The following is a 25,189-nucleotide window of genomic DNA, read 5'->3' as shown; positions in this document are numbered from 1 at the left end:
TTATCGAGACTGCCTGTTATGGATTTCTCCCGCTTTTTTATCGACCGGCCAATTTTCGCGGCTGTGCTGTCGATTTTGATATTTGTTACCGGGCTGATCGCCATTCCGTTGCTGCCGATCAGTGAATATCCCGATGTGGTGCCCCCCAGCGTGCAGGTGCGCGCAGAATACCCCGGCGCCAACCCCAAAGTGATTGCCGACTCGGTGGCGACGCCACTGGAAGAGGCGATCAACGGGGTGGAAAACATGATGTATATGAAATCAGTGGCCGGTTCCGATGGCGTGCTGGTGACCACTGTCACCTTCCGTCCGGGTACTGACCCTGACCAGGCGCAGGTTCAGGTGCAGAACCGTGTGGCACAGGCGGAAGCGCGCCTGCCAGAGGCCGTGCGTCAACTGGGCCTGACCACACAGAAGCAGTCGCCGACCCTGACGCTGGTGGTGCACCTGTTTTCGCCGCAGGGTAAGTACGATTCGCTCTATCTGCGTAACTACGCCACCCTGAAGGTCAAAGACGAACTGGCCCGCCTGCCGGGCGTGGGACAGATTCAGATCTTCGGGGCCGGTGAGTATGCGATGCGCGTCTGGCTTGACCCCAATAAAGTGGCGGCGCGTGGCCTGACCGCCTCGGATGTGGTGACGGCGATGCAGGAGCAAAACGTGCAGGTTTCTGCCGGGCAGCTCGGCGCAGAACCGTTGAAGAAAGAGAGCGATTTCCTGCTGTCGATCAACACCCAGGGACGACTGGAGAGCGAGCAGCAGTTCGGCAATATCATCCTGAAAACCGCCGATGATGGTTCGCTGGTGCGTCTGCGTGATGTCGCTCGAATTGAGATGGGTTCTGGCAGCTATGCGCTGCGTTCACAGCTTAATAATAAAGATGCGGTCGGTATCGGTATCTTCCAGGCACCGGGGGCTAACGCCATCGATCTCTCCAACGCGGTGCGCGCCAAAATGGCTGAACTGGCGACCCGCTTCCCGGACGATGTGCAGTGGGCCGCGCCCTATGACCCGACGGTGTTCGTGCGGGATTCGATCAAGGCCGTGGTACAGACGCTGATGGAAGCGATTGTGCTGGTGGTGTTGGTGGTGATTCTGTTCCTGCAAACCTGGCGTGCGTCGATCATTCCGTTGCTGGCGGTGCCGGTTTCAGTGGTGGGGACCTTCAGCGTCTTGTATTTGCTCGGCTTCTCACTTAACACCCTGAGCCTGTTTGGTCTGGTGCTCGCCATCGGTATCGTGGTGGATGACGCCATTGTGGTGGTGGAGAACGTCGAACGTAATATCGAGCAAGGATTATCGCCCACCGCGGCAGCGCATCAGGCGATGCGTGAAGTCTCCGGTCCGATTATCGCTATCGCGCTGGTGTTGTGTGCGGTGTTTGTGCCGATGGCGTTCCTGTCCGGCGTTACCGGTCAGTTCTATAAACAGTTCGCGGTTACCATCGCCATTTCGACGGTGATTTCGGCGATTAACTCGCTGACGCTCTCTCCGGCTCTGGCGGCGAAACTGCTGAAGGATCATCATGCGCCGAAAGATATGCCGTCGCGCCTGATTGACCGGTTGCTGGGCTGGTTGTTCCGTCCGTTCAACCGCTTTTTCCAGCGCAGCGCTGACGGTTATCAATCGATGGTCAGTAAAACCCTGCGGCGGCGTGGTGCGGTGTTTGGCGTCTATGTGCTGCTGCTGGCAGGCGCGGGCTGGATGTTCCACAGCGTACCGGGTGGCTTTATCCCAACCCAGGATAAGCTGTACCTGATTGGTGGCGTGAAGATGCCGGAAGGCTCGTCACTGGCGCGTACCGATGAAGTGATCCGTAAGATGAGTGAGATCGGTATGAATACCGAAGGCGTGGATTATGCGGTCGCCTTCCCCGGCCTGAACGCCTTGCAGTTTACCAATACCCCCAATACCGGGACGGTGTTCTTTGGCCTCAAGCCGTTTGACCAGCGTAAACGTAGTGCGGCGGAAATCAACGCTGAGCTGAATGCCAAAATCAGTAAAATTCAGGCGGGCTTTGGTTTCTCCATCATGCCACCGCCGATTTTGGGCCTCGGCCAGGGTTCAGGTTATTCCCTTTACGTGCAGGATCGTGCTGGCCTGGGTTATGGCGAACTGCAAACGGCGATCAACACCCTCTCCGGTGCGGTGATGCAGACGCCTGGCATGATGTTCCCGATCTCCTCCTATCAAGCCAACGTTCCGCAGTTGGATGTGCAGGTTGATCGTGATAAAGCCAAAGCACAGGGCGTGTCGCTGACCGATTTGTTCAGCACCCTTCAGGTGTATCTCGGCTCCTCCTATGTCAATGATTTCAATAAGTTTGGTCGTACCTGGCGTGTGATGGCGCAAGCAGATGGCGATTTCCGCGACAGCGTGCAGGATATTGCTAATCTGCGCACCCGTAACGATCGCGGCGAGATGGTGCCAATCGGCAGTATGGTGAATATCACCACCACCTACGGCCCTGATCCGGTGATCCGTTATAACGGCTACCCGGCGGCGGATTTGATTGGTGACGCTGACCCTCGCGTGCTGTCATCGGCGCAGGCCATGACCAAAGTGGAAGCGCTCGCCAATCAGGTGTTGCCGAATGGAATGAACATTGAGTGGACCGATCTCAGTTATCAGCAATCCACCCAGGGTAATGCTGCGTTTATTGTGTTCCCGGTGTCGGTACTGCTGGCCTTCCTGGTACTGGCGGCATTGTACGAAAGCTGGACGTTACCGCTGGCGGTGATCCTGATTGTGCCGGTCACCATGCTGTCTGCGTTGGTTGGCGTGTGGCTGACTGGCGGTGATAACAACGTGTTTGTGCAGGTGGGGCTGGTGGTTCTGATGGGGCTGGCGTGTAAAAACGCGATTCTTATTGTCGAGTTTGCCCGCGAACTGGAGATGCAGGGTAAAGGGATTGTTGAGGCCGCGCTGGAAGCTTGTCGTCTGCGTCTGCGCCCCATCGTCATGACCTCCATCGCCTTTATCGCCGGGACCATCCCGCTGATTCTCGGAGAAGGTGCAGGTGCCGAAGTGCGTGGCGTGACCGGGATTACCGTGTTCTCCGGTATGTTGGGCGTGACCTTGTTTGGCCTGTTCCTGACGCCGGTGTTTTATGTGACGCTGCGTAAACTGGTGACACGGAAACAGCCGGAAGGTGAAGTGCAGACGGTGTGATATTAGGATTGATGTAAAAATCCGGTCACCAAATTCTAATGCCAGTCAGTAAAGCCTGACTGGCTTTTATCCAATCATTCTATTTCATAGAAAGTTGTTTCGGGTCACGCCAAACAGGATAGAGGTCAGGAAACCCTCTAATATGAAGTGGAAAATCAGCATCACGATATCCCCATCTCCTGATTAACGTTCTGGTACTGAATCTTGTACATTCCGCGTAACATGGCAATTTATCTTTATCTATTATTCCATGCAGCGTCCTGAATAAACTCTCCACCACTTCACCTCCACGGGCTGAGCGTTGCACAGCTAGTAATGATATAAAATAATGAGGTGGATTCAAGGGATGCAAACGATCGAGTCCATTTATAAGTTCAGAAGCTGCCTTGTAACTTGAACCACATACTTTACGCAATTCCTCATCGGCTTGAGCATGAGCTTCTACGATTTCCGTAATGAATTCCGGCCGAATATAAACTAAAACGCCCGTATCATTTTCAGAAATCAATATTCCTCTGCGATAAATTTCCATATTCACGTAAATACGAAAATAGTCCCGCAGAATATTAACACGATCATCCCGATCAGAAAATAAAACTTTATATATCGGGTCATGACAGAATTCTGTTGCGAGGAGGTCACAAACCTTACCCAAGTCAGAACCTTTAGCATGCCGGCATTTCATTTCAAAATCCTTTTGAATTAATAAAACAGTTACCCTTGTTATTTCCTGGTTGGGAGATGAACCAATTTAAGTTCAACGCCTAAACTAATCGCATGCTTCGCATTTTTTACACCCATTTTTTTTACAATTTTCCCCATATGAAATTTAACTGTGCTGACGGTAACCTTTAGCAGACCTGCTACTTCAGGATAGGTCTTTCCTGTACTACACCAATAAAGGATTTCATTTTCACGCGTGGTAAACACATATTGTTCTGGTTTGTTATCATCCTGATACAGGTGAAATATCATTTCATGGATATAAATTAACAAGCCTTGAATTTCGTCTTTGTTTTTATTGATAGCCTCAGCAACACCATCCATTGTAAGTTTATCTACGTATAAGGACAGAACCACAAGATTATCATTTTGATCATGTAAAACAAAAGCATGGCCACTAGTGATATTATAGGGTTTTACAGGATCGAAGACTCTTTTGACTGTCCATTGAAAGTTAATCTTCAGGTTTTCATCCCACGTGAATGGGGATATGCGATTTAAAGCATTAATGATAACAGGATCGATATCCTGACGCTTATTATCAAGATAATCATTAACAAGCTCATCCGACAAGTCACTGATAATCATCATTTCATCAGTGTTTCTTTTATTCATTACAGCATAGACGAAATTCATTTCGCCGTATTTTTCTAAACGCTTTTTCAGATACTCTCGAATGCAAGCATTCTTTTCAATATTTGAGAAAAATGTGTTAGCCATAATTTTCAAACCAGGAAAGTTGTGAAAGCGCAATGCTACTATACCTTGATCTAAAGCGTCGAGAAGTGCAATCAGGCAGGCAGGGATAGTAAGGCAGAAAGTGAGAGGTGGCTCTAACAAATGCACCACCGGCTTTCGTCGCGGCGCGACGGAGTTGGGAGCGCAGCAAGGCGCTCCGGGGGAATGTCAGCGGGATTTCTTGCAGAAGTCTTCGATTTCGAAGTCTGGTAGGGGTTCGCAGTTGCTGGTGTCACGTTTTTTCAGTTCAGCCAGCGCATCCGCCACGGTGCGTTTTTCCAGCACCTTCAGGGAGGCTTGTTCGGCTTCATCAGCAATCGATTTGAAGTACCAGCACAGGTTGGCGCTCACCAGACAACGCGGCGCGACGTCCGGGCGCGAGGCCCAAAGTTTTTTGTCTTCAATCACCGAGGTATAGATATCGCGCAGGGTGATCTCGCTGGCGGGGCGGCCCAGATGGATTGAACCGGTACGGCCAAGCGTCGAGACAATGATGCCATCGCGTGTCAGCGGAACCATAAGTTTCCGAATGAAACTGGGGTTCGCCTCCAGGCCATAAGCCAGAATGGCACTGGTCGAGCGTTTACCCAATTGCTCCGCCATCGCTACGCTCAAAACCATCTGCAAAGCTGTCGGGAAGCGGTAATCAAGCATTTCTTTAATCCTGAGTTGCGGTCTATCTTGTTGTTTTCATGCCGCGGCAGTGAGTAATCATTGAGCAATAAATATAACAAACACTGTTGCTTTTTAGAAGCGAGCGACTGTGATCAAGGCACGTATTCATCATTTCCTCAGACACAAGCGCACAGGCTGCTTAGTTTATCACTCCCCTTTCTGACTGCGGGTTGGGCTGCGGCAATTTTTGCTTCAGCACCATCACCAACAGCACGTTAATCAATGCCAACAGGCAAAGCATCCACAGCGTGACGTTCGCCCCCAACTGTTGAAAAACATAACCGCCCAGTAGTGGTGTCAACGCCTGACCAATCAGCGCCGGACGTGCCATCCGCCCCACCACTACCGCATAGGCTTCTGGTTTGACCATCACCAGCGGTAAAGTTCCCCGGACAATGGCACGCAAACCATTTCCGGCACCGTACAGCACCATACTCAGCAACGCAAACTGCGGAAAACAGGCCAGCAACAGCAAACCCACGGCAACCAGACCCACCGAGAAAAATGTGGTCCAGATAGGATGACCCCGTTTAAACGCGATATCGACGATACGCGAACCTACCTGACAGGGACCAAGAATGGCGCTGATCGCCAGTGCCGCCGTCAGAGAATGGCCGCTGGCCTGCAACAGCGTGATCAACTGCACCGAGATGGCGGTCATAATCACCGAAGCCAGCGTGAAGATGCTGCATAGCAACCAGAACAGACCGGGAGCCAAATCACTAGTCGTGGCAGCCCTGACGGGCGTTGTCTCTTTCTTCTTTGCCGTCGGCGGCGGCAAAGCATAGAAATACGCGGGGAGCACCGCTACGCATAACAGCAGCGCAATGGCAAAACAGGCGCCACGCCACTCCAGCCAGTGAATGAGCAACGCCGTACCCGGCCATACCAACGTGGTGCAAAAACCGGAAATCAGCGTGATGCCGGTGATCGCCCCGCGCGCTTGCCCGCCATACAGGGTTCCGAGCGTGGCAAACAAGGCATCGTACAAACCCATCGCCATGCCAATACCGATAATGACCCAGGCAAACAGAAATAACAGCAAACTGTGGCTCAACCCCATCACCACCAACCCAATTGCCATTACTGCGCCGCTTCCGGCCAGCAATGCGCGCCCACGCGCGCGCGCGATAAGCCTGCCGCTCAGCGGGGCCAGTAATCCTGAAACCAGAATGCCAAGCGATAACGCACCGTAAACCCACTGCTGCGACCAGCCAGTTTCTGCGACGATGGGATTGGCCATTACCGCCATCAGGTAAAATGAACCACCCCAGGAGAGGATCTGAACCAGCCCGAGAGTGATAATGGCGGGAACGCCGGGCTTTGCGTAATGCTCCACATGAATATTCCGATAGCAGGCGAAGCATTTGTTATAACACGTTCATCGATCACGAAAAATGCTTATGCCCGCTGGTTATCGCAATCCTTACAACGAGGCTGGCAAACCTGCGGTAAAAAACAGCAAACTAAAAGTATGTTGTAATTATAAACCGTGCTTGCTATCGCGCCGATCCCCTGCCACATTTGGTATGTTGTAACTATGGAGACCTCCTATGGCTCGTTACGATTTGATCGCCGATCTGCATGCCTGCGTAAACGCGCTGGAGCAGCATCTGGGCGCGCTGCGTCAACAAGTGGAGCAGCAACCTCTATTGATCGCGCGGGTTTTTGGTTTGCCGGATATCGAAAAAGGCCATGAACACGACGAGATATCACGCATCAAAGTCACCCAGCATCTGGGGAGCGCCGCCCGTGAGATGGCCCTCACCCATTATTGTCGGCTGTTTATGCAGCACCAGTCAGAAAAACTCAGCACCAAAGCCGCGGTACGACTGCCCGGCGCAATCTGCATTGAAGCGGATGAGCACGCCAGTGACATCATTACCCGGCAGGTGGCGGAAATTAATACGCTGAAACAGCGGCTGGAGCAGTTGATCACCGTTGAGTCCGGCCTGCCCAGCGAAGCGCGCTTTGAGTTTGTTCATCAACATTTACGCGGGTTGATCACCCTGAATGCCTACCGCAATGTCACCCTGCTGGATTCCCCGGATAGCCTGCGGTTCGGTTGGGCGAATAAGAACATCATTAAAAATGTTAAACGCGATGAAATCATTGAGTTGCTGGAGCGCAGCCTGAAAGCCAATCGTGCACAGGCCCCGTGGACCCGTGAGCAGTGGGCCGAGAAAGTGCAGCAGGAACTGGAAACGGTGCGCGATTTGCCGATCACGGCCCGCTTGAAAATCAAGCGTCCGGTCAAAGTTCAACCGGTGGCCCGTGTCTGGCGCGCCGATGAAAAGAAGCAAACCCAACTGGCCTGCCCTTCTCCACTGCTGGTGCTATGCCGCGACCGCAGCCAGGTGCCGGTTCTGGGTGAGTTACTGGATTATGATGCTGACAATGTGGCGCATCGTTATAAGCCACAGGCTGAGCCCTTGCATCTGATTATCCCGCGCTTGTATCTGTGGTGCGATCGGCTGGCCTGATGATGGCCGTAGCGGCAAGACTTATCGCGCGATAAATCGCGCCGCTACGGATTTTGCTTACGCCTTCATGCTGCCAACCATCTCTTCCGGGCGTACCCAGGCATCGAATTGTTCTTCGGTCAGATAGCCCAACTTCAGCGCCGAACCTTTCAGGGTAAGCCCTTCTTTATGGGCTTTTTTGGCGATTTCCGCCGCTTTGTCATAGCCGATATGGGTATTGAGCGCAGTGACCAACATCAGCGACTCGTTCAGCAGTTGTTCGATACGGTCACGGTTCGGTTCGATGCCGACGGCACAATGGTGGTTGAAACTGTCCATGCCATCAGCCAGCAGACGAATCGATTGCAGGAAGTTATGGATCACCATCGGACGGAACACGTTCAGCTCGAAGTTACCGGATGCGCCCCCCACGTTGACCGCCACATCATTACCCAGCACCTGGCAGCTCAGCATCGTCAGCGCTTCGCACTGCGTCGGGTTCACTTTGCCCGGCATGATCGAACTACCCGGCTCATTTTCCGGGATGGAGAGTTCGCCAATGCCGCAACGTGGACCGGATGCCAGCCAGCGCACATCGTTGGCGATTTTCATCAGTGACGCCGCCAGACCTTTCAGCGCGCCGTGCGCATGCACCAGCGCATCAACCGTTGCCAGCGCTTCGAATTTATTCGGTGCCGTTACAAACGGCTGCTTGGTCAATTCCGCCAGCGCTTTAGCTACCCGTACCGCATACTCCGGGTGGGTGTTCAGACCGGTGCCTACCGCTGTGCCGCCCAACGCCAGTTCGGCCAGATGCGGGATGCTGTGTTCGATATGTTTGAGGTTATGTTCGAGCATCGCCACCCAGCCGGAGATCTCCTGGCCCAGGGTGAGCGGTGTCGCATCCTGCAAATGGGTACGGCCAATTTTGACGATGTCTTTAAACGCTTCAGCTTTGTCGTTCAGCGTTTTTTTCAGCACCTGCAATTGCGGAATCAATTGTTCGCGCACGGCGATCACCGCCGCAACGTGCATCGCGGTAGGGAACACATCGTTGGAGCTTTGGCTTTTATTCACGTCATCATTCGGATGGACCAGACGCGCCATGCCGCGCTCACCACCCAGAATCTCGCTGGCACGGTTTGCCAGCACTTCATTCATGTTCATGTTAGTCTGCGTGCCGGAACCGGTCTGCCAGATTGCCAGCGGGAACTCATCGCTGTGCTTATCGGCCAGCACTTCGTCAGCCGCTTTCATAATCGCATCAGCACGTTCGGCCGGTAACAGACCAAGATCGCGGTTCACCTGGGCCGCCGCACGTTTAGTCAGCGCCAACGCATGCACCAACGCAACCGGCATTTTTTCTGTCGAGATACGGAAATGCTCCAGTGAACGCTGCGTTTGCGCGCCCCACAACTTATCTGCCGGTACTTCAATCGGTCCCATTGAGTCTTTTTCAATGCGATGGGCTGCCATGACTACGTCTCCTTAACTCAGATATTGAGGTTTAGGCTCAGCGTCACGTCATGCGCGATCGACTGAGCGGGCAAGATTGTCACTTTTCAGAATTTTACATTATGAGAGTCATTCGCATTTATTGCACTTATTGATGTATTTTCAATGGCTGTTTATGCCTTAAAATGCTTATAGCCTTATCGTTATCGGGGATGAATGATGCAAAAATTGAACAATTCGCTGCAAAATTACGCATGGGGCAGCACAACCGCGCTGACCGAACTGTATGGCATCGCTAACCCGCAAGGATTACCGATGGCTGAACTCTGGATGGGGGCACATCCCAAAAGCCCTTCCACCGTCGAGATCAATGGAGAGACGCGGTCACTGCGTGATGTGATTGAGGGTGATAAAACCGCCATGCTGGGTGACGCCGTCGCGCAACGTTTTGGTGAGCTGCCGTTTCTGTTTAAAGTGCTGTGTGCCGATCAGGCGCTATCGATCCAGGTCCATCCAAGCAAAAGCGCCGCTGAAGTAGGCTTCGCGCGCGAGAATGCGGCCGGGATCCCTCTGAGCGCTGCCGAGCGCAACTACAAGGATGCTAACCACAAGCCGGAGCTGGTATACGCGCTGACCCCTTTTCAGGCGATGAATGGCTTTCGTGAGCTGCATGAAATTGTTTCGCTGTTCGAGCCGGTTGCGGGCGCACATCCGCAGATCGCCCACTTCCTTGAGCATGCCGATGAAGCCAATCTGGTCACCCTGTTTACCACCCTGCTGTCGCTGACCGATGAGGCGAAATCACGGGCGCTCGGCGTGTTAAAAGCGGCGTTGAACGCCCACGAAGGCGAACCCTGGCAGACAATTAAAAGCATTGCGACAGATTATCCCGACGATAACGGCCTGTTCTCGCCGTTGCTATTGAACGTTATTACCCTGCAACCGGGTGAAGCGATGTTTTTGTTTGCGGAAACCCCGCATGCCTATCTGAAGGGGGTGGCGCTGGAGGTGATGGCCAACTCGGATAACGTGCTGCGCGCCGGTCTGACGCCGAAGTTTATTGATATCCCGGAACTGCTGGCGAACCTGAAATTCCACGCCAAACCCGCCGCGACTTTGCTGACACAACCACAGCAACAGGGCGACACGCTGAACTTCCCGATTCCGGTGGACGATTTTGCCTTCGCCATTCACACCCTGCATGACCAACCACAAGCGTTGGCACAACAAAGCGCTGCGTTGTTGTTCTGCATTGAAGGCCAGGCGGTGATCGAGAAATCAGGTCAGCAGCTGGTGCTGCAACCGGGTGAGTCCTGCTTTATTGCCGCCAGCGAGTCACCGGTGACGGCCGCAGGTCATGGTCGCCTGGCACGCGTCTTCAATACCCTCCCATAAGCGGCTGACGACCGTCCGGTTAACTGCTATCATTTTCAAACTATTAATTTAAAACGCCTGCGGGCGTTTTTCTTCACCCGCCGCACACACCAGGTGCCTGCGGACGCAAGGATAAGGACGACTCAGCGATGAAAAAGACCAAGGTTGCCGTAGGTGTGATTGTAGCCCTCGGGGTAATCTGGACCGGCGCCGCCTGGTTCACCGGCAAGCAACTGGAAAGCCATATTGATCAGATGGTGCAAAACGCCAATACGCAAATCAATGCGTATGCGCCCAACAGCCGCCTGACGCTCAGCTATCAGGATTACCAGCGCGGCCTGTTTAGCAGCAAGGCCAAACTGGTGCTGCAAGCCAGCTCGCAAACCGAAGACAACCCGCTGCTGAAGCCGGGTCAGAGCATTGTGCTGGACACCGTCATCGATCACGGCCCCTTCCCTTTTTCTCAGCTGAAGCACGGCGTGCTGATCCCCAGCATGGCCTCGGTACATAGCGAGCTGGAAAACACCGAAGCGGTGAAGAAATTGTTTGAGTTGACCAACGGCAAATCGCTGATCAACGCCGATACCCGCATTGGCTACAGCGGCGCGACCGATACCGCGCTGACCCTGCTGCCAGCCGACTATCAGGATGTGAACAACGGTGTGCGCCTGGCGACCAACGGCGGCACCCTGAACGTCAGCGCCGATCAACAAGGCAACAACGTGGGTGTGCAGGGAGATTTCTCCAGCATTGCGTTTGCCAGCAAGAACGAAGTCAACCAGCCGGTGCTGTTTACGCTCAACGGTCTGAAGGTGAGCGGTGATACCCATCTCAGTCCGGAAGGGGTGCGCGTCGGCGATCAACAGATCACCCTGGACAAGCTGACCGCCAGCGTCAACGGCCAGGAAGGTCTGACGCTGGAAAAAATGAACGGCACCTCATCATTCGATAACAAAGACGGAAAAATTGGCGGCCAGATTGATTATCAGGTCGGTAATATCAGCCTGCAAAAACAGCCGTTTGGTGAGGCGAAAGTCACGATGAAACTGGCGCAGTTTGATGCCCAGGCAGTCAAAGCCTTCTCCGATACTTACAACACGCAAATTCAAAACCTGCTGAACCAGCCGGGCCTGATGGATGATCCCATCCGCTATCAGGAGGGTGTGCATACCATTCTGATGAACAACCTGCCGACCCTGTTGAAAGGTTCACCAACGCTCAGCATTGCGCCGCTCAGTTGGAAAAACGACAAAGGCGAAAGCACCTTTAACCTGAATGTCGGTTTCAACGATCCGGCGAGTGTGACCGGTGAAGCGCAAACCCTGGGAGCCGCAGTCGATCGCGTGCTGAAAACCCTTGATGGCAAGCTGGTGATCAATATGCCGATGGCGACCGAAGTGATGCGTCATGTCGGTCTGGCCGAAGGTTATCAAAGTGATGATGCGCAAAAGATGGCCGATCAGCAGGTAAAAGGTCTGGCGGCAATGGGGCAGATGTTCCGCCTGACGCAGCAGCAGGATGACAACATCACCACCAGCCTGCAATACGCCAACGGTCAGGTGACCATGAACGGTGACAAGCTGTCGCTGGAGCAGTTCCTGTCGCGTTATATGCTGGGTAGCCAAACCAGCGAAGGTATGCCGGAGTAACTGTTTAACACCTTGTAGCGGCGCGATTTATCGCGCCGCTACGGATTATTTCTGTCCAGGAAGTAGCTGTGGCGGAACAATCAACGTCTGCACCTCGGCTGACGGCTGTGCCAGACGCTGCAACAGACGCTGGCCGGCGCGGCGTCCCACTTCCCGCGCACCACTGCTGACAAAGGTCAGCGCCGGATCGTACAACTCGCGCTGTGGATCATCATTAAAACCAACCAACGCCAGTTGCTGGCTGTAGTAGCTGCCCACCGCCCCCTCCGTCAGCGTGCGCCCGCTATGTAGCGCACCAAAATAGCAGCCCAACGTCACCGTGGCGTTGTGTGCCAGAATCGCCGTGATACCGGGATGCTGGCGCAGTAGCTGCGCCGTCACGGCTGCGACCTCCGGCTGGCGGTCGTCACATTCAATGATCCAATCCGGCCGGAAGGGCAAGCCATACTGCAACAACGTGGCGCAATAACCGCCGATAAGTTAATCCACATCAATTGGACCAGATACCCGCGTGCCAAACTGGATGAGGGACTCAATCGCTTAATCGCCACCCTGCAAGCCGGTTGAACCAGAGTGGATGCTGCTTTATGCAGCACCCACTGCGCCATTTGCGCAAATCGCTGGCGTTGTTGCGCAAGATATTTTTATAATGCTCTGCACTTTACGATAACTTAGCGAGTGCGACATGATTGATGCAAAAATCCCTCTGACCGACATCCACCGCCATCTCGATGGCAACATCCGTGCCCAAACCATCCTCGATTTAGGTCGCCAGTTTAATCTTGCCCTGCCCGCTACCACCCTTGAGACGCTGCGCCCGCATGTGCAGGTCACCGCCAACGAACCGGACCTGGTGAGCTTTCTGCAAAAACTCGACTGGGGCGTTAAGGTGTTGGGCGATCTCGATGCCTGCCGTCGCATTGCGCTGGAAAACGTCGAGGATGCAGCGCGTGCCGGTATCCATTACGCAGAACTGCGCTTCTCGCCGGGTTATATGGCGATGACCCACCAGTTGCCGATTGCCGGTGTGGTGGAAGCGGTCATTGATGGTGTGCGGGCGGGTGTCCAGCAGTACGGTGTCGATGTTCGTTTAATCGGCATTATGAGCCGCACCTTTGGTGAGGAAGCCTGTCTGCGCGAACTGGAGGGTTTGCTGGCACATCGCGATGGCATTACTGCCGTCGATCTGGCCGGTGACGAACTCGGTTTCCCGGGTAGCGAATTCCTCAGCCACTTCAATCGCGCTCGCGATGCCGGCTTCCGGATTACGGTGCATGCCGGTGAAGCCGCTGGCCCGGAAAGCATCTGGCAGGCCATTCGCGAGTTGGGAGCTGAGCGTATCGGTCACGGTGTAAAAGCGATCGAAGATCGTGCGTTGATGGATTTCCTTGCCGAGCAGAAAATTGGTATCGAATCCTGCCTGACGTCAAATATTCAGACCAGTACCGTCGCCTCATTTGCCAGCCATCCACTGAAGACGTTCCTCAACCACGGTATTCTCGCCACCATCAACACCGACGACCCGGCCGTGCAGGGTATTGAGCTGGCACATGAGTATCAGGTTGCGGCACCACAGGCAGGACTGACTGCGGCTGAGATGCGTCAGGCGCAGGAAAATGGCGTGACCATTGCGTTTCTCAGTGACGCCGAAAAAGCCGCGTTGCGCGCGCGCGTGGCAGGATAATCTCCTCAGCAGTGCTGGCACCAGCACTGCTGATTTTTACGTCAGCGGAATTACAACGCGTTAATCTGTCGCAGGATATCTTGCATAACCGCCGCTCTTTTCTTCTGGTCTTGCGCCAGTTGAGGCTGATGCTGCAAAGCCGCTTCCAGTTTGTCACCTAACGTTGGTGCCCCCTCGATCCAGGCGTTAGTCTCCTCATCGCCAATCACTCGAGCCACAATCGTGGCAGCCTTCTCATAGGTCTGTACCTCAATCCACGGTGTATGCAGGGAGAAGGCCGGGATCGCTGACGTCACCCGCAACACAACCTCCGCGTGAATATCGCGTGAGGAGCTACCAACGCGCACAGTGAAACGTCCCGGCTCCAGCAGCCACGCCTGTTTATCCGCATCGAAATAGGAGAACGCACGCTTATCCAGGGTAAAGGTCACTTCCTTCTCCTCGCCCGCTGCCAGGTTCACTTTTTCGAAGGCTTTCAACTCCTGCTCCGGGCGGTCAAGGCGCGAGGCGACATCATGCACATAGAGTTGAACAACCTCTTTGGTCTCCCGTGACGAGTTATTACGCACCGAGAGACGAATATTGACGCTGCTCTGCTTATCGATATCGAACACCGGATGCTGCGGGCTGATGTTTCCATAACTCACGCTGGAATAAGAGAGGCCATAACCAAAGGGATACATCGGGGCAATCCGGCGGGTATCAAAATAGCGATAGCCAACATAAATGCCCTCACCATAAATCACCGATGTCGCGTTACCCGGATAGTTACCGTAGCTCGGCGAGTCCTCCAGACGTTTCGGGAAGGTGAGCGGTAGCTTGCCTGAAGGATTAACCTTGCCGGTCAGGATATCTGCCACCGCATTTCCCGCCTGCTCGCCGGGTTGCCAGGTCAACAGAATGGCATCAGCGTGATGCTGCCATGACGCGATCTCAATTGGCGAACCGACATTCAGCAGAACTACCACCTTTTTGTTCTGCCGATGAAAGGCTGCGGCAACCTTTGCCATCATAGCGAGTTCATCATCATGCATCGCCATTGAATAACGATCGGCTCCCTCGGTAGAACTGCGGCCAATCGACACCACAGCAATATCACTTTGTTGTGCGGCTTGGGTAATTGCCTCGTCGCGAGCCTGTTCATCGAGTCGCTGCCCCTGAATTTGCGTGACCAGGGTCAATCCGGCATTGTTAAGCCCCTGAGACAGCGTTACCAGGCGGTTGGGATCAATATTGACCTCGGCACTCCCTCCTCCAACCACGAAAAAATGACCGGCATTGCGGCCAAAAGTGGCAACACGCGCTGAGGTCTGGAGAGGCAGTGTTTGCGCGGTGTTTTTCAGTAACACCATCGAGTCGGCCGCCACTTGTCGTGCCAGAGCCGTATGGTCGTTCGACTTTGACGGACTGACCGCGCTGTCGTGTTTGAAGCGATGGGTTTTAATCACCACATTGAGGATATTACGGATATTCTCGTCTATCTGACGCTGAGTGATCTGCCCGGATTTCAGCGCCGCCAGCACCACCTCTTTCGGGTCGGTATTACGACGCAGGAAGGGGGTTTCATGTTCTGACAAGCCCCCCGGCATGTTGAGATCGTTACCGTTCTGTAATGCCCGGACGGGATCGGTGACCCCATACCAGTCAGACATTACCAACCCGGTAAATCCCCACTGGTTGCGTAATATCTGCTTTAACAGCCATGAATTCTGTGACGATGGTGTACCATTAATCGCGGGGTACGCGCTCATCACCGCCCAGGGTTGGGCTTTTTCCATCGCATATTCAAAACCAGGGAAATAAATTTCATGCAGCGCACGCTCCGAAATAATTTCATTGATCGTCTGGCGACGTGTTTCCTGATTATTCGCGACAAAATGTTTGAGTACTGCACCTACGCCTTCAGCCTGCATCCCGTTAATATAACTTGCAGTAATTCTGGCATTGAGCAAAGGATCTTCAGAGAAATATTCGAAGTTCCGGCCATTCAGCGGATTGCGCTGAATATTAATGGCCGGGCCGAGCATTAAATCCACGCCATATTGTCTGGCCTCATCACCAATTGCGCCCCCCACACGCTGAATAATTGACGGATCCCAGGTGGCGGCCATCGCGACAGAAACCGGGAACCCGGTGGCAAATCGTTTCTCACCCCCGGTAGGACCAGCCCCAAGCCTGACACCAATCGGCCCATCAGCAAAAACAATCTGCGGAATCCCCAGTCGCGGAATCCCCAGGGTTGAACCCGCTGCCCCTGCCACCTTTTCTGCGTTATTCATACCGGTACCGGAAACAAATGCCGCTTTCTCTTCCGGGGTCATAGCGGCGATAACCTCAGAAATCGATGTGGCATCTTTTAACTGTGGGGCTGACCAGGCGGGTGTGGCAAGGAGGGTAAAGACGGTAAACAATCCAGCTTTATTTGGTTTCATACTCATCCCTTAGCATCATAGAAATATCTGTTTAACGCGCAGAAATCATAACATGTTATTTTTTTGGCAATGTGGCGGCGGGTCAAAGTTTGATGGATTTATGCCGCACATTAAATAACGCCTGCAATATCTGCCAGGATAATTCTTGCTTAGCTTAGGAATTTATCCGCTCGCAAAGTGAGTTTGATATTCAACAACCATTTTAAATGGCGCAGCGTGATTTTATTCACAACACCATTCTTACCCCGTACCTTGTCAGGTTAATAAAAGAGATTATTGAAGTGGAAAAGAAGAAAATTCGCCAGGGAATGGCCTTATGTCTGGCCGTGTGCAAAAGATGCCCAGGGTAATGCCCTCAGTTGCTTTGGGCGTGGCGCAAAACAGCTGAGTTATAACTTTAACCAGGGTGCCTTTTCACAAGCCATGTTTGGTGACGTGAATGTGTTACTGAAGGCCCCCATCTGGTGGCTGATACCTGGCTCAACCTGGTCAGTGCGATATTTTTCTATGTCCAGCCACAACCGCCGAAACCCAGTGTGCAGGCGGTTATCGATGGTAGCTGGCAACCCAATGATGCTGACAAGGCCAATGGTCTGGTACCAGGCTTTGGCGTGACCACTCAGATCATCAACGGTGGCGTCGAGTGTGGCGGTAGCGTTGAGATTCAGCAGTCTCTGAACCGCATTAAATACTACAAAGCCTTTGCCAAACAACTCGGGGTTAATATTGCTGAGAATGAAGTTCTGGGCTGTAAGGGAATGAAGCAGTTCAGTGAAGCCAGTTCGGCGGCGATGCCATTATTCTGGGTAAAAGATGATGGCTATGTGGCTGAAAACCCCGGCGGCAAGTCTTATGCCTGTAAACTGGTGAATTGGCAGGAGAACGACTTTAGTGCATTGACTCAGGGAGATTATACACGCTGCGTAAAAGCGAGTTTCCCGGATGTTGTCATCAAGGACTAAGTTGCCCGCAGTCCTCTCCCAGCAATGGGAGAGGATCCTGTGCACTTATTTCAACGACAGGGTTTGACGTTTTTCCGCCGATTGCAGACCCAGCTCGATTAACTCCATCACCTGGATAGCTTCCTCTGCCGTTACCGGATTCGCGCCGGTACCGGCAATGGCGTCACGCACTGCCGCATAATAGGCCGGATAGTTACCTGGCAGCGTCAGCAGTGCTTTTTCCACCATCACATCGCCTTCAGCCAGCGTTAGCACGCCATCACGCATATCGTAGCCCCACTCCTCTTTGGGCGGGCGTTCACCCGCCTTCAGGCGATCTTCCTGCGGGTCGAGGCCATATTTAACGTAGCTACCACGGGTGCCGTGCACAATAAAACGCGCTGACTCCGCCGCCACCAGCATGCTGGCATGCAGCACCACGCGGCGTTGTGGATAGGTCAGCGTGGCGTGGAAATAGTCGGTGGTTTGCGCGCCAGTGCGCAACTCCGCCATATCCACATTGATTGCCACTGGCGTACCAAACAGCTGCAACGCCTGGTCAAGTACATGCGGTCCGAGATCGAACCAGATGCCGCTGCCCGGCCCTTTCATCTCGCGCCAGCGCTGACGGACTTCCGGACGGAAGCGATCAAAGTGCGATTCGAGATAACGGATCTCGCCCAGCGTGCCATCCGCCAGCAGCGATTTCAGCGTCAGGAAGTCACTGTCCCAGCGACGATTATGGAACACCGACAGCAGTAACCCTTTGGCCTTCGCCAGCGCATCCAGTTCTCGCGCCTGCGACAGGGTGACCGTAAAAGGTTTATCGACCACCACATGTTTACCGGCGTTCAGCGCCGCTTTCGCCAGAGGGAAGTGGGTATCGTTTGGGGTAGGAATTACAATCAGATGCAATGTCGGATCGTCCAGCAGCGTCTGGGGATCGCTCACCACCTGCACCGATGGCCAGTCAGCGTGCACTTTGGCTGCATCGCTGCTGGAGATCGCCGCCAGTTCAACATCCGGGGTCCCGGCGATCAACGGTGCATGGAAGGTTTTGCTGGCAAATCCGTAGCCTATCAGGCCGACACGAAGTTTATCGCTCATTCTCATTCCTCTTGTTCGTTACCTGACTGATTTAAGACGAATCAGCGCGTACGGACAAGCGGGAATCAGCCGAAAACTCAGGATATCGCACTCCGTGCCGGTTGCCAGCTCTCCTGTGCCACCAGCGCATCGTGTGCATCCTGGCTGCGACGACGAAAATCACTCGGACTGACCCCGACGCGTTTGCGGAACACACGCGAGAAATAGAGTTGGTCATCATAGCCGACTTCACGCCCCACCGAGGCGATCGGTTCCTGGGTGGTCTGCAACAGCAATTTCGCACGGATCACGCGCTGATCCTCGCGCCAGCGCAGCAGATTGATCCCCATCTGCTCGCGGAATAAATGGGCAAGACGGGAGGGTGACAAACAGACATGACGCGCCACCTCCTCTATCTTCACTTCACTGGCGAGATGGTTGGTCACGTACTGGCAGGCTTCAATCACACGCGGATCGCGGATTTGCTGATGGCTGCGCGGATCTTCCTCCACAGCACGCAGCAGCAGACGTTCCAGCAAGTTCATTGCCAGCTCCTCGGCGAAACGTCGTCCGGAGTTATGGGTTTGTTCGATACTGGCGAACAGGCGATCAAACTCCGCACGCTGCGCTTCCGGCAGACGCAGGCGCCCCACCCCCTGGGTTTCATCCTGCCATTGCAGCCAGTCGGTCCAGTAGGCACGCGGGCGGAAATAGACCCAGCGATGGAACCAGCATGGGCTGTCCGGCGCACGGCCATAGTAATGCGGGGTTTTCGGTTGAAACAGCAGCATATCACCCGGCAGACAGTCGAATGACTGCTCACCATCAAATACCCGACCTTCACCCTTGATGGTCAGGTTGAGGATATAGCCTTTCATACCGAGTGGCCGGTCGATAAAAAAATCGAGCGGGCCATCGGCGGTAATCGGTGTCAGTCCGGCCACCAGCCAGGCATTAAAAGGGTAACCCGGCAATAATGGGTTTTGTTGTGCCACAGGGGGTTCACGGTGGTACATAATGCCCTCACTTTTCGCGTGATTGATTACCGTAGCGGCACGATTTATCGTGCGGTTGCCAAGGCGCGCGATAAATAGCGCCGCTACAGAGTGGCTGCACTCAGGCGGCTTTATTTTTCTGTTTGTAGCGGTCAAAAATCACCGCTGCTAACAATATCAAACCGCGCACCACATACTGTGAGAAGGGCGAAATATTCAAGAGATTCATCGCATTCTCAACCGTACCAAGGATCAGTACCCCGGCAACCACGTAGGAAATCTTGCCAATGCCACCTTTCAGCGACACCCCACCCAACACGCAGGCAGAGATGACAATCAACTCGTATCCCAGCGAGGTCATCGGCTGGCCGCTGGTCATACGTGAAGCCAGAATGATCCCCGCCGCCGCTGACACCAGCCCGGAGAGGATAAAGATGATGATGCGGGTACGCACCACCGGCACACCGGCAAGACGCGCTGCTTCCTCGTTACCGCCAATTGCCAGCGTGTTGCGGCCAAAGGTGGTTTTATTCAGCAGGAAACCGAAGATGATCATGGTAGCGATAGTCAGCCAGATGGGTGCTGGCAAACCGAACCAGTTGGCGTAGCCGAGGGTAAAGAAACGTTCATCTTCAATCCCTACCGCTTTACCGTCTGAGAAAATATAGGCCAGACCGCGCACAATCTGCATCGTCGCCAGCGTGGTGATCAACGCATTGATTTTTAGCCGCGCAATCACGAAACCGTTAACAAACCCGGTTGCCATGCCCAGCAACAACCCTGCCGCAACACCAATCCATAAACTTTCGGTCAGGTTAATCACCACCGCGGTCACTACGCCAGCACAAGCGATAACCGAAGCCACAGACAGGTCAAAATCCCCGGAAGCGAGGCAGAACAGCATGCCGCACGCCACCATACCGGACATCGACATTGCCAGCCCCAGCCCTTTCATATTGATAAAAGAGCCGAAGTTGGGGACAAAAATAGTACAGGCAATAAACAGTAGCGCGAACACCACCAGCATGCCGAAGTTATCCCAGATACGCCCCAGTTGCAGGCCGCTGCGCTGCGCGGGTGGCGTATTAGAAGTGGTTGATGAAGCCATAATTGCTCTCCTTTACATCAGGCCACGGCGGCCGCTTGAGTCGTTTTCGGCATCGCCAGGCCCAGCGTCAGCTGCTCCGTGGCACGGTCGTGTGGCAGTTCACCGGCAATTTCACCTTCGCGCATCACCACGATACGGTCGGCAAGGCCCATCACTTCAGGCAAATCGCTGGAAGCAAACAACACGGCAATACCTTTGTTTGCCAGTTGATAAATCAGGTTATAAATCTCGTGCTTGGCCCCGACATCAATACCGCGTGTCGGCTCATCCAGCAGGATCACGTTCATCTCCTCCGACAGCCAGCGGCCCAGAATCGCCTTCTGCTGGTTGCCGCCGGACAGGTTCATGATCAGCTGTTGCGCATGCGGGGTTTTGATATTGAGCGAGCGGATATGGCTGTCAGCGTTCTTCGCCTCCCAACCGGGTTTGATCAGACAACCGGCGGTGAGATTATGGCGGCGTGCGCTGATGTTGATGTTGTCACGCACCGAGTGCACCGGGATGATACCTTCGGCTTTGCGGTCTTCCGGGCAGAGCATAATTCCGGCACGGATCGCATCAATCGGTTGACGGATATTGAGTTTTTTACCGTCCAGCGACACGCTGCCGCCGCGCAGACGGGTTGCCCCAAACAATCCCTTCATCAGTTCACTGCGTCCGGCTCCGACCAGACCGAACAACCCGACGATTTCACCGGCCCGGACCTCTAGCGAAATGGGCATACGCACACCTTGCGCCTCCACCTGGTCCAACTGCAAACGCACGGGGCCCAAATCACGCGGTGCGTAACCATAGATATCCCCCAGATTGCGGCCCACCATCGCCTGAACCAGGTCTTCATGGTGGGTGTTGTTCATATCGGTGAAGGTGCGTACGTAGCGGCCATCTTTAAACACCGTGATGGCATCGCTCAGGGCAAAAATCTCCTCCATGCGATGCGATACGTACAGCACCACCCGGCCCTGCTCACGCAACTGACGGATGACGCGGAACAGATGCTCAATCTCGCGTGCCGACAGCGAGCTGGTAGGTTCATCAAACGCGATAATGCGCGCATTGCGCGCCAGCGCTTTGGCAATTTCCACCATCTGCCACTGTCCGAGCGACAGGTACTTCAACGGCATGTCCGGATCGATATCCATGCCGAGATTTTGCAGTTGTAAGCCCGCTTCATAACGCAGCAGCTTACGGTTCACCAGACCATGACGATGCGGGATCTGACCGAGGTAAATATTCTCTGCCACGCTCATTTCCGGTACCAGATGCAGTTCCTGGTAGATAATCGCCACGCCCGCGTCCAGCGCTTCGGTGGTGTGATTGAACCGCACCGGCTGGCCTTTGATGTGGATTTCTCCGGCAGTCGGCTGGTAGCTGCCGCTAAGAATTTTCAACAGCGTGGATTTACCCGCGCCGTTTTCGCCCATCAGCGCATGCACTTCACCGGCACGGCAGCTGAACGAGATGTCCTGTAACGCTTTAACGCCAGGGAAAGTTTTGCTGATGCCATGAAACGACAGAAAAGCAGGATCAGTGTTCATGGAGACTCCTCTATGCCTTCATACTTCGTGCGCAACTGCATAAGCAGCGCGCTTATCCCAGGTAACTCAGGCCATCAAGCGCCTGGGGATAAGCGCACTTGTGGTTTGGCGACTTACATCAGCCCTTTTTTCGCCAGCTCAGTTTTGAAGTTATCGCGGGTAATCAGCACCACGTCGGTCACTTCAGTAAACTTCGCCGGTTCTTTCCCTTTGGTTACCCAGTCATACAGCATCTGGCTGCTTTTATAGCCGTGTACGTCCGGGCTGGGCAGCAGCGAACCATAGAAGCCGGTTGGCTCACCTTTCGACAGTTCACTGACAGCATCCACCCCGTTGATACCAATGCCGATCACGTCGGGTGCTTTAAAGCCCTGACCTTCAGTGGCGCGCACGCCGCCTAACACGGTGTTGTCATTCATGCCGATGATCAGCCAGTGTTTCACTTTCGGGTGCTGCACCAGCAGGGAGTTACCGGCGTCAAAGGCGCCCGGGATATCATTGGATTTGGTCGGCACCTGGTAGATCTGCGCAGCCGGGAAACCCGCTGCTTTCAGCGCGTCCATCGAGCCAGAGGTACGGCGGCGGGCGGTATCCAACTCGTTAGCGGTGATCGCCATTACGCCGGTTTCTTTCACATCCCAGCCGCGTTTCTGCATCTCTTTATACAGTTCCTGGCCCTGACGCTCGCCGATTTTGGTCGCGGCCATCATCACCAGTGGCACGGTGTCCATCGGTTTGCCTTTGGCGTTGACGAACTGATCGTCAACCGCAATCACCTTCAGGTCGTAACTGCGGGCTTTCGCCATGATGGCCGAACCCAGTTTCGGATCCGGGGTACAGATGACGAAACCTTTCGCGCCACTGGCGGCCAGGCTATCGATGGCATTCAGGGTTTTTTCGCCATCCGGTACCGCAATTTTGATCACCTCAAAGCCGAGATCTTTGCCGGCTTTATCGGCGAAGCGCCACTCTGTCTGGAACCAGGGTTCCTCCGGTTGTTTAACAAGAAAACCGAGCTTCATCGTCTCGGCGATAGCGGAATGTGACATAACCGCGGCAAGACCAACTGCCGCCAGCGCTTTAGTGAATTTATGCATGATGCTCTCCGGCACAATGATGTTTTTAGCGTGCAATAAACGAATCGGTGTAAGCGCTACCACTCTGATTTCTCTTGCGGGTACAGCGAAAAATCAGCGCGTTAGAGCAAGGTTTGTACAAAGGCTGTGCAAACGCTGGGCTAGTTGTAGCGGGAAAAGCAGCAGAAAATGTAGAGCGGTATCACATCCCGGAACGACGACAAAATCATCCATATATTCAGCAAAATTAACCGGTCATTAACTTTTGCAGTGGATCACGAAATGGCTGCTGATGGCAGAAAAGTGCATATTCTCAGCCGGGGATGACTAACCGCTCCAGCCCACCCATTCCAGGATAACCACAGATAACTGACACAGGAGAATTTCAATGGGCGCTGGCGCTATCACCATCGGGCTGGATTTTGGCAGCGATTCTGTCCGAGCCCTGGCCGTGGACTGCCACAGTGGCAAAGAACTGGAAAAAGCGGTGGTCAACTACCCCCGCTGGGCCAAAGGATTGTTTTGCGATGCGCATGCCAACCGCTTTCGCCACCATCCTCAGGATTATATTGATGCGCTGGAACAGGCGCTGGTCACGGTGGTGCAGGCTCTCAGCCCTGAACAGCGCGCAGCCGTCGTCGGCATTGGCGTGGACAGCACCGGTTCGACCCCGGCACCGATCGATCGTGAGGGCAAGGTACTGGCGTTACGTCCAGAGTTTGCCGACAACCCCAATGCGATGTTTGTGTTGTGGAAAGATCACACCGCTATAGAAGAAGCCGAAGAGATTAATCAGCTGTGCCACAGCGGTCGTTTCACCGATTACACCCGTTATATCGGCGGCATTTATTCGTCGGAGTGGTTCTGGGCCAAAATTTTGCATGTATCGCGTGAAGATGCTGCGGTGCGTGATGCCGCCGTCTCCTGGGTCGAGCTTTGTGACTGGGTTCCGGCGTTGCTGAGTGGCACCACCGCGCCGCAGCAACTGCGCCGTGGTCGCTGCGCCGCCGGACATAAATCCCTCTGGCACCCGGACTGGCAAGGCCTGCCGCCCGCTGATTTCCTCAATGCGCTTGATCCCCTGTTAACCGAACAGCTCGACTATCCCTTATTTACCGACACCTGGACGGCAGATATCCCGGTCGGCACGTTAAGCGCCGAATGGTCGCAACGTCTTGGTCTGTCCCGGCAGGTGGTGCTGTCCGGCGGTGCTTTTGACTGTCATATGGGGGCGGTCGGTGCCGGTGCGCAACCTTATACCCTGGTGAAGGTGATTGGCACCTCGACCTGCGACATTCTGATTGCCGACAGTGAAAAAGTGGGTGATCGCGCGATTAAAGGCATCTGCGGCCAGGTGGATGGCAGCGTGGTGCCGGGTGCCATCGGCTGTGAAGCCGGACAATCCGCTTTTGGCGATATCTATGCCTGGTTCAGCCGCCTGCTCGGCTGGCCGCTACAACAGGCGGCGCAACAACATCCTGAGTTGCGTCCCCAACTGGAAAGCCTGCAAAAAGATCTGATCCGTCAATTGACGGAAGCCTGGGCTGCCGATCCGCAGCTCGACCATCTGCCGGTCGTGCTGGACTGGTTTAACGGACGCCGCACCCCGGATGCGAACCAGCGTCTGAAAGGGGTGATTACCGACCTCAATCTTGGCACCGATGCCCCGGCGTTGTTCGGCGGGCTGATCGCCGCCACCGCCTTCGGCGCACGCGCCATTATGGAGTGCTTCGAGCAACAGCAAATCCCGGTGGAGAACGTGCTGACCCTCGGCGGCATCGCGCGCAAATCGCCAGCCATTATGCAAGCCTGTTGCGATGTGATGAACCGACCGCTGGATATTGTCGCCTCCGATGAATGTTGCGCCCTCGGGGCCGCCATTTTTGCCGCCGTTGCTGCGCAAGTCTATGCCGATGTTCCGGCTGCTCAGCAGGTGATGGCCAGCCCGATTGACGTCACGTTGCAACCGGACAGCCAGCGCGTAGCGCGCTATCAGCAACTTTATCAACGCTATCAACATTGGTGCCAGGCCGCTGAACCGCAGTATGCCGCACGCACCGTTTCCGCTAAGTGAAGGAGTGG

At 54.4% G+C, this 25,189-nt stretch carries 18 protein-coding genes and 1 pseudogene; 7 read left to right on the top strand and 12 right to left on the bottom strand.

Annotated elements, in window-relative coordinates; translation table 11 throughout:
- The first annotated feature begins 18 nt into the window (after positions 1–18).
- On the top strand, positions 19–3,171 hold the full coding sequence (oqxB, locus tag AC6I8N_RS09665; protein WP_497830589.1) for a multidrug efflux RND transporter permease subunit OqxB: 3,153 nt from the start codon (positions 19–21) through the stop codon (positions 3,169–3,171).
- Between the two features lie 79 nt (positions 3,172–3,250).
- Here oqxB and AC6I8N_RS09660 read toward each other — a convergent pair whose 3' ends face one another.
- The 4 genes from AC6I8N_RS09660 to AC6I8N_RS09645 form a co-directional block, all read right to left on the bottom strand.
- Positions 3,251–3,856 (bottom strand): hypothetical protein, encoded by a 606-nt coding sequence (locus tag AC6I8N_RS09660; RefSeq protein WP_497830588.1) that lies wholly within the window; start codon positions 3,854–3,856, stop codon positions 3,251–3,253.
- A gap of 38 nt (positions 3,857–3,894) precedes the next feature.
- Positions 3,895–4,734 (bottom strand): helix-turn-helix transcriptional regulator, encoded by an 840-nt coding sequence (locus tag AC6I8N_RS09655; RefSeq protein ID WP_497830587.1) that lies wholly within the window; start codon positions 4,732–4,734, stop codon positions 3,895–3,897.
- Between the two features lie 66 nt (positions 4,735–4,800).
- Positions 4,801–5,286: an RrF2 family transcriptional regulator gene (locus tag AC6I8N_RS09650; RefSeq protein WP_021185167.1), complete on the bottom strand. Its 486-nt coding sequence runs from the start codon at positions 5,284–5,286 to the stop codon at positions 4,801–4,803.
- Between the two features lie 160 nt (positions 5,287–5,446).
- Entirely contained in the window at positions 5,447–6,646 is a 1,200-nt protein-coding gene (locus AC6I8N_RS09645; protein ID WP_497830586.1) for an MFS transporter, read from the bottom strand.
- A gap of 214 nt (positions 6,647–6,860) precedes the next feature.
- Between AC6I8N_RS09645 and tus the strand changes: the two genes are divergently transcribed.
- Complete coding sequence (gene tus, locus AC6I8N_RS09640) at positions 6,861–7,790, top strand: DNA replication terminus site-binding protein (protein ID WP_497830585.1); 930 nt, start codon at positions 6,861–6,863, stop codon at positions 7,788–7,790.
- Positions 7,791–7,847: 57 nt separating this feature from the next.
- On the opposite strand, the gene fumC is transcribed toward tus, so the two are convergent.
- Positions 7,848–9,245, bottom strand: a complete 1,398-nt coding sequence (gene fumC, locus AC6I8N_RS09635) for a class II fumarate hydratase (RefSeq protein WP_497830584.1) — start codon at positions 9,243–9,245, stop codon at positions 7,848–7,850.
- A 198-nt stretch (positions 9,246–9,443) separates the two neighbouring features.
- Here fumC and manA point away from each other — a divergent pair, with 198 nt between their 5' ends.
- Both manA and AC6I8N_RS09625 read left to right on the top strand, forming a co-directional pair.
- A complete protein-coding gene (gene manA / locus AC6I8N_RS09630) occupies positions 9,444–10,619 on the top strand; it encodes a mannose-6-phosphate isomerase (RefSeq protein ID WP_497830679.1) in 1,176 nt (391 codons plus the stop codon).
- Between the two features lie 128 nt (positions 10,620–10,747).
- Positions 10,748–12,247 (top strand): YdgA family protein, encoded by a 1,500-nt coding sequence (locus AC6I8N_RS09625; RefSeq protein WP_497830583.1) that lies wholly within the window; start codon positions 10,748–10,750, stop codon positions 12,245–12,247.
- A gap of 45 nt (positions 12,248–12,292) precedes the next feature.
- On the opposite strand, the gene AC6I8N_RS09620 is transcribed toward AC6I8N_RS09625, so the two are convergent.
- Entirely contained in the window at positions 12,293–12,724 is a 432-nt protein-coding gene (locus AC6I8N_RS09620; RefSeq protein ID WP_497830678.1) for a substrate-binding domain-containing protein, read from the bottom strand.
- A gap of 208 nt (positions 12,725–12,932) precedes the next feature.
- Between AC6I8N_RS09620 and add the strand changes: the two genes are divergently transcribed.
- On the top strand, positions 12,933–13,931 hold the full coding sequence (gene add / locus AC6I8N_RS09615; RefSeq protein WP_497830582.1) for an adenosine deaminase: 999 nt from the start codon (positions 12,933–12,935) through the stop codon (positions 13,929–13,931).
- Between the two features lie 50 nt (positions 13,932–13,981).
- On the opposite strand, the gene AC6I8N_RS09610 is transcribed toward add, so the two are convergent.
- Complete coding sequence (locus tag AC6I8N_RS09610; RefSeq protein WP_497830581.1) at positions 13,982–16,363, bottom strand: glycoside hydrolase family 3 C-terminal domain-containing protein; 2,382 nt, start codon at positions 16,361–16,363, stop codon at positions 13,982–13,984.
- Between the two features lie 321 nt (positions 16,364–16,684).
- Between AC6I8N_RS09610 and AC6I8N_RS09605 the strand changes: the two are divergent.
- Positions 16,685–17,325 (top strand): annotated as a pseudogene (locus AC6I8N_RS09605) (chitinase); the annotation flags it as partial.
- Between the two features lie 45 nt (positions 17,326–17,370).
- Here AC6I8N_RS09605 and AC6I8N_RS09600 read toward each other — a convergent pair.
- The 5 genes from AC6I8N_RS09600 to AC6I8N_RS09580 form a co-directional block, all read right to left on the bottom strand.
- Positions 17,371–18,411, bottom strand: a complete 1,041-nt coding sequence (locus AC6I8N_RS09600) for an oxidoreductase (protein WP_021185178.1) — start codon at positions 18,409–18,411, stop codon at positions 17,371–17,373.
- Between the two features lie 77 nt (positions 18,412–18,488).
- Positions 18,489–19,406: an arabinose operon transcriptional regulator AraC gene (gene araC, locus AC6I8N_RS09595; RefSeq protein ID WP_013508925.1), complete on the bottom strand. Its 918-nt coding sequence runs from the start codon at positions 19,404–19,406 to the stop codon at positions 18,489–18,491.
- Between the two features lie 100 nt (positions 19,407–19,506).
- Complete coding sequence (gene araH, locus AC6I8N_RS09590; RefSeq protein ID WP_021185179.1) at positions 19,507–20,493, bottom strand: L-arabinose ABC transporter permease AraH; 987 nt, start codon at positions 20,491–20,493, stop codon at positions 19,507–19,509.
- Between the two features lie 17 nt (positions 20,494–20,510).
- Entirely contained in the window at positions 20,511–22,031 is a 1,521-nt protein-coding gene (araG, locus tag AC6I8N_RS09585; protein ID WP_497830580.1) for an L-arabinose ABC transporter ATP-binding protein AraG, read from the bottom strand.
- Between the two features lie 113 nt (positions 22,032–22,144).
- Positions 22,145–23,128 carry an arabinose ABC transporter substrate-binding protein gene (locus tag AC6I8N_RS09580; protein WP_013508922.1) on the bottom strand — a complete coding sequence of 328 codons (984 nt, stop codon included), beginning with the start codon at positions 23,126–23,128 and terminating at the stop codon, positions 22,145–22,147.
- Positions 23,129–23,495: 367 nt separating this feature from the next.
- Between AC6I8N_RS09580 and AC6I8N_RS09575 the strand changes: the two genes are divergently transcribed.
- Positions 23,496–25,181 (top strand): ribulokinase, encoded by a 1,686-nt coding sequence (locus AC6I8N_RS09575; RefSeq protein ID WP_036626906.1) that lies wholly within the window; start codon positions 23,496–23,498, stop codon positions 25,179–25,181.
- The last annotated feature ends 8 nt before the right edge of the window (positions 25,182–25,189 follow it).

Source organism: Pantoea sp. X-Soil-TKNS-1279 (assembly GCF_059730565.1).
Note: the sequence above shows the minus strand (reverse complement) of the source record. Positions and strands in the feature narration are given on the sequence as shown.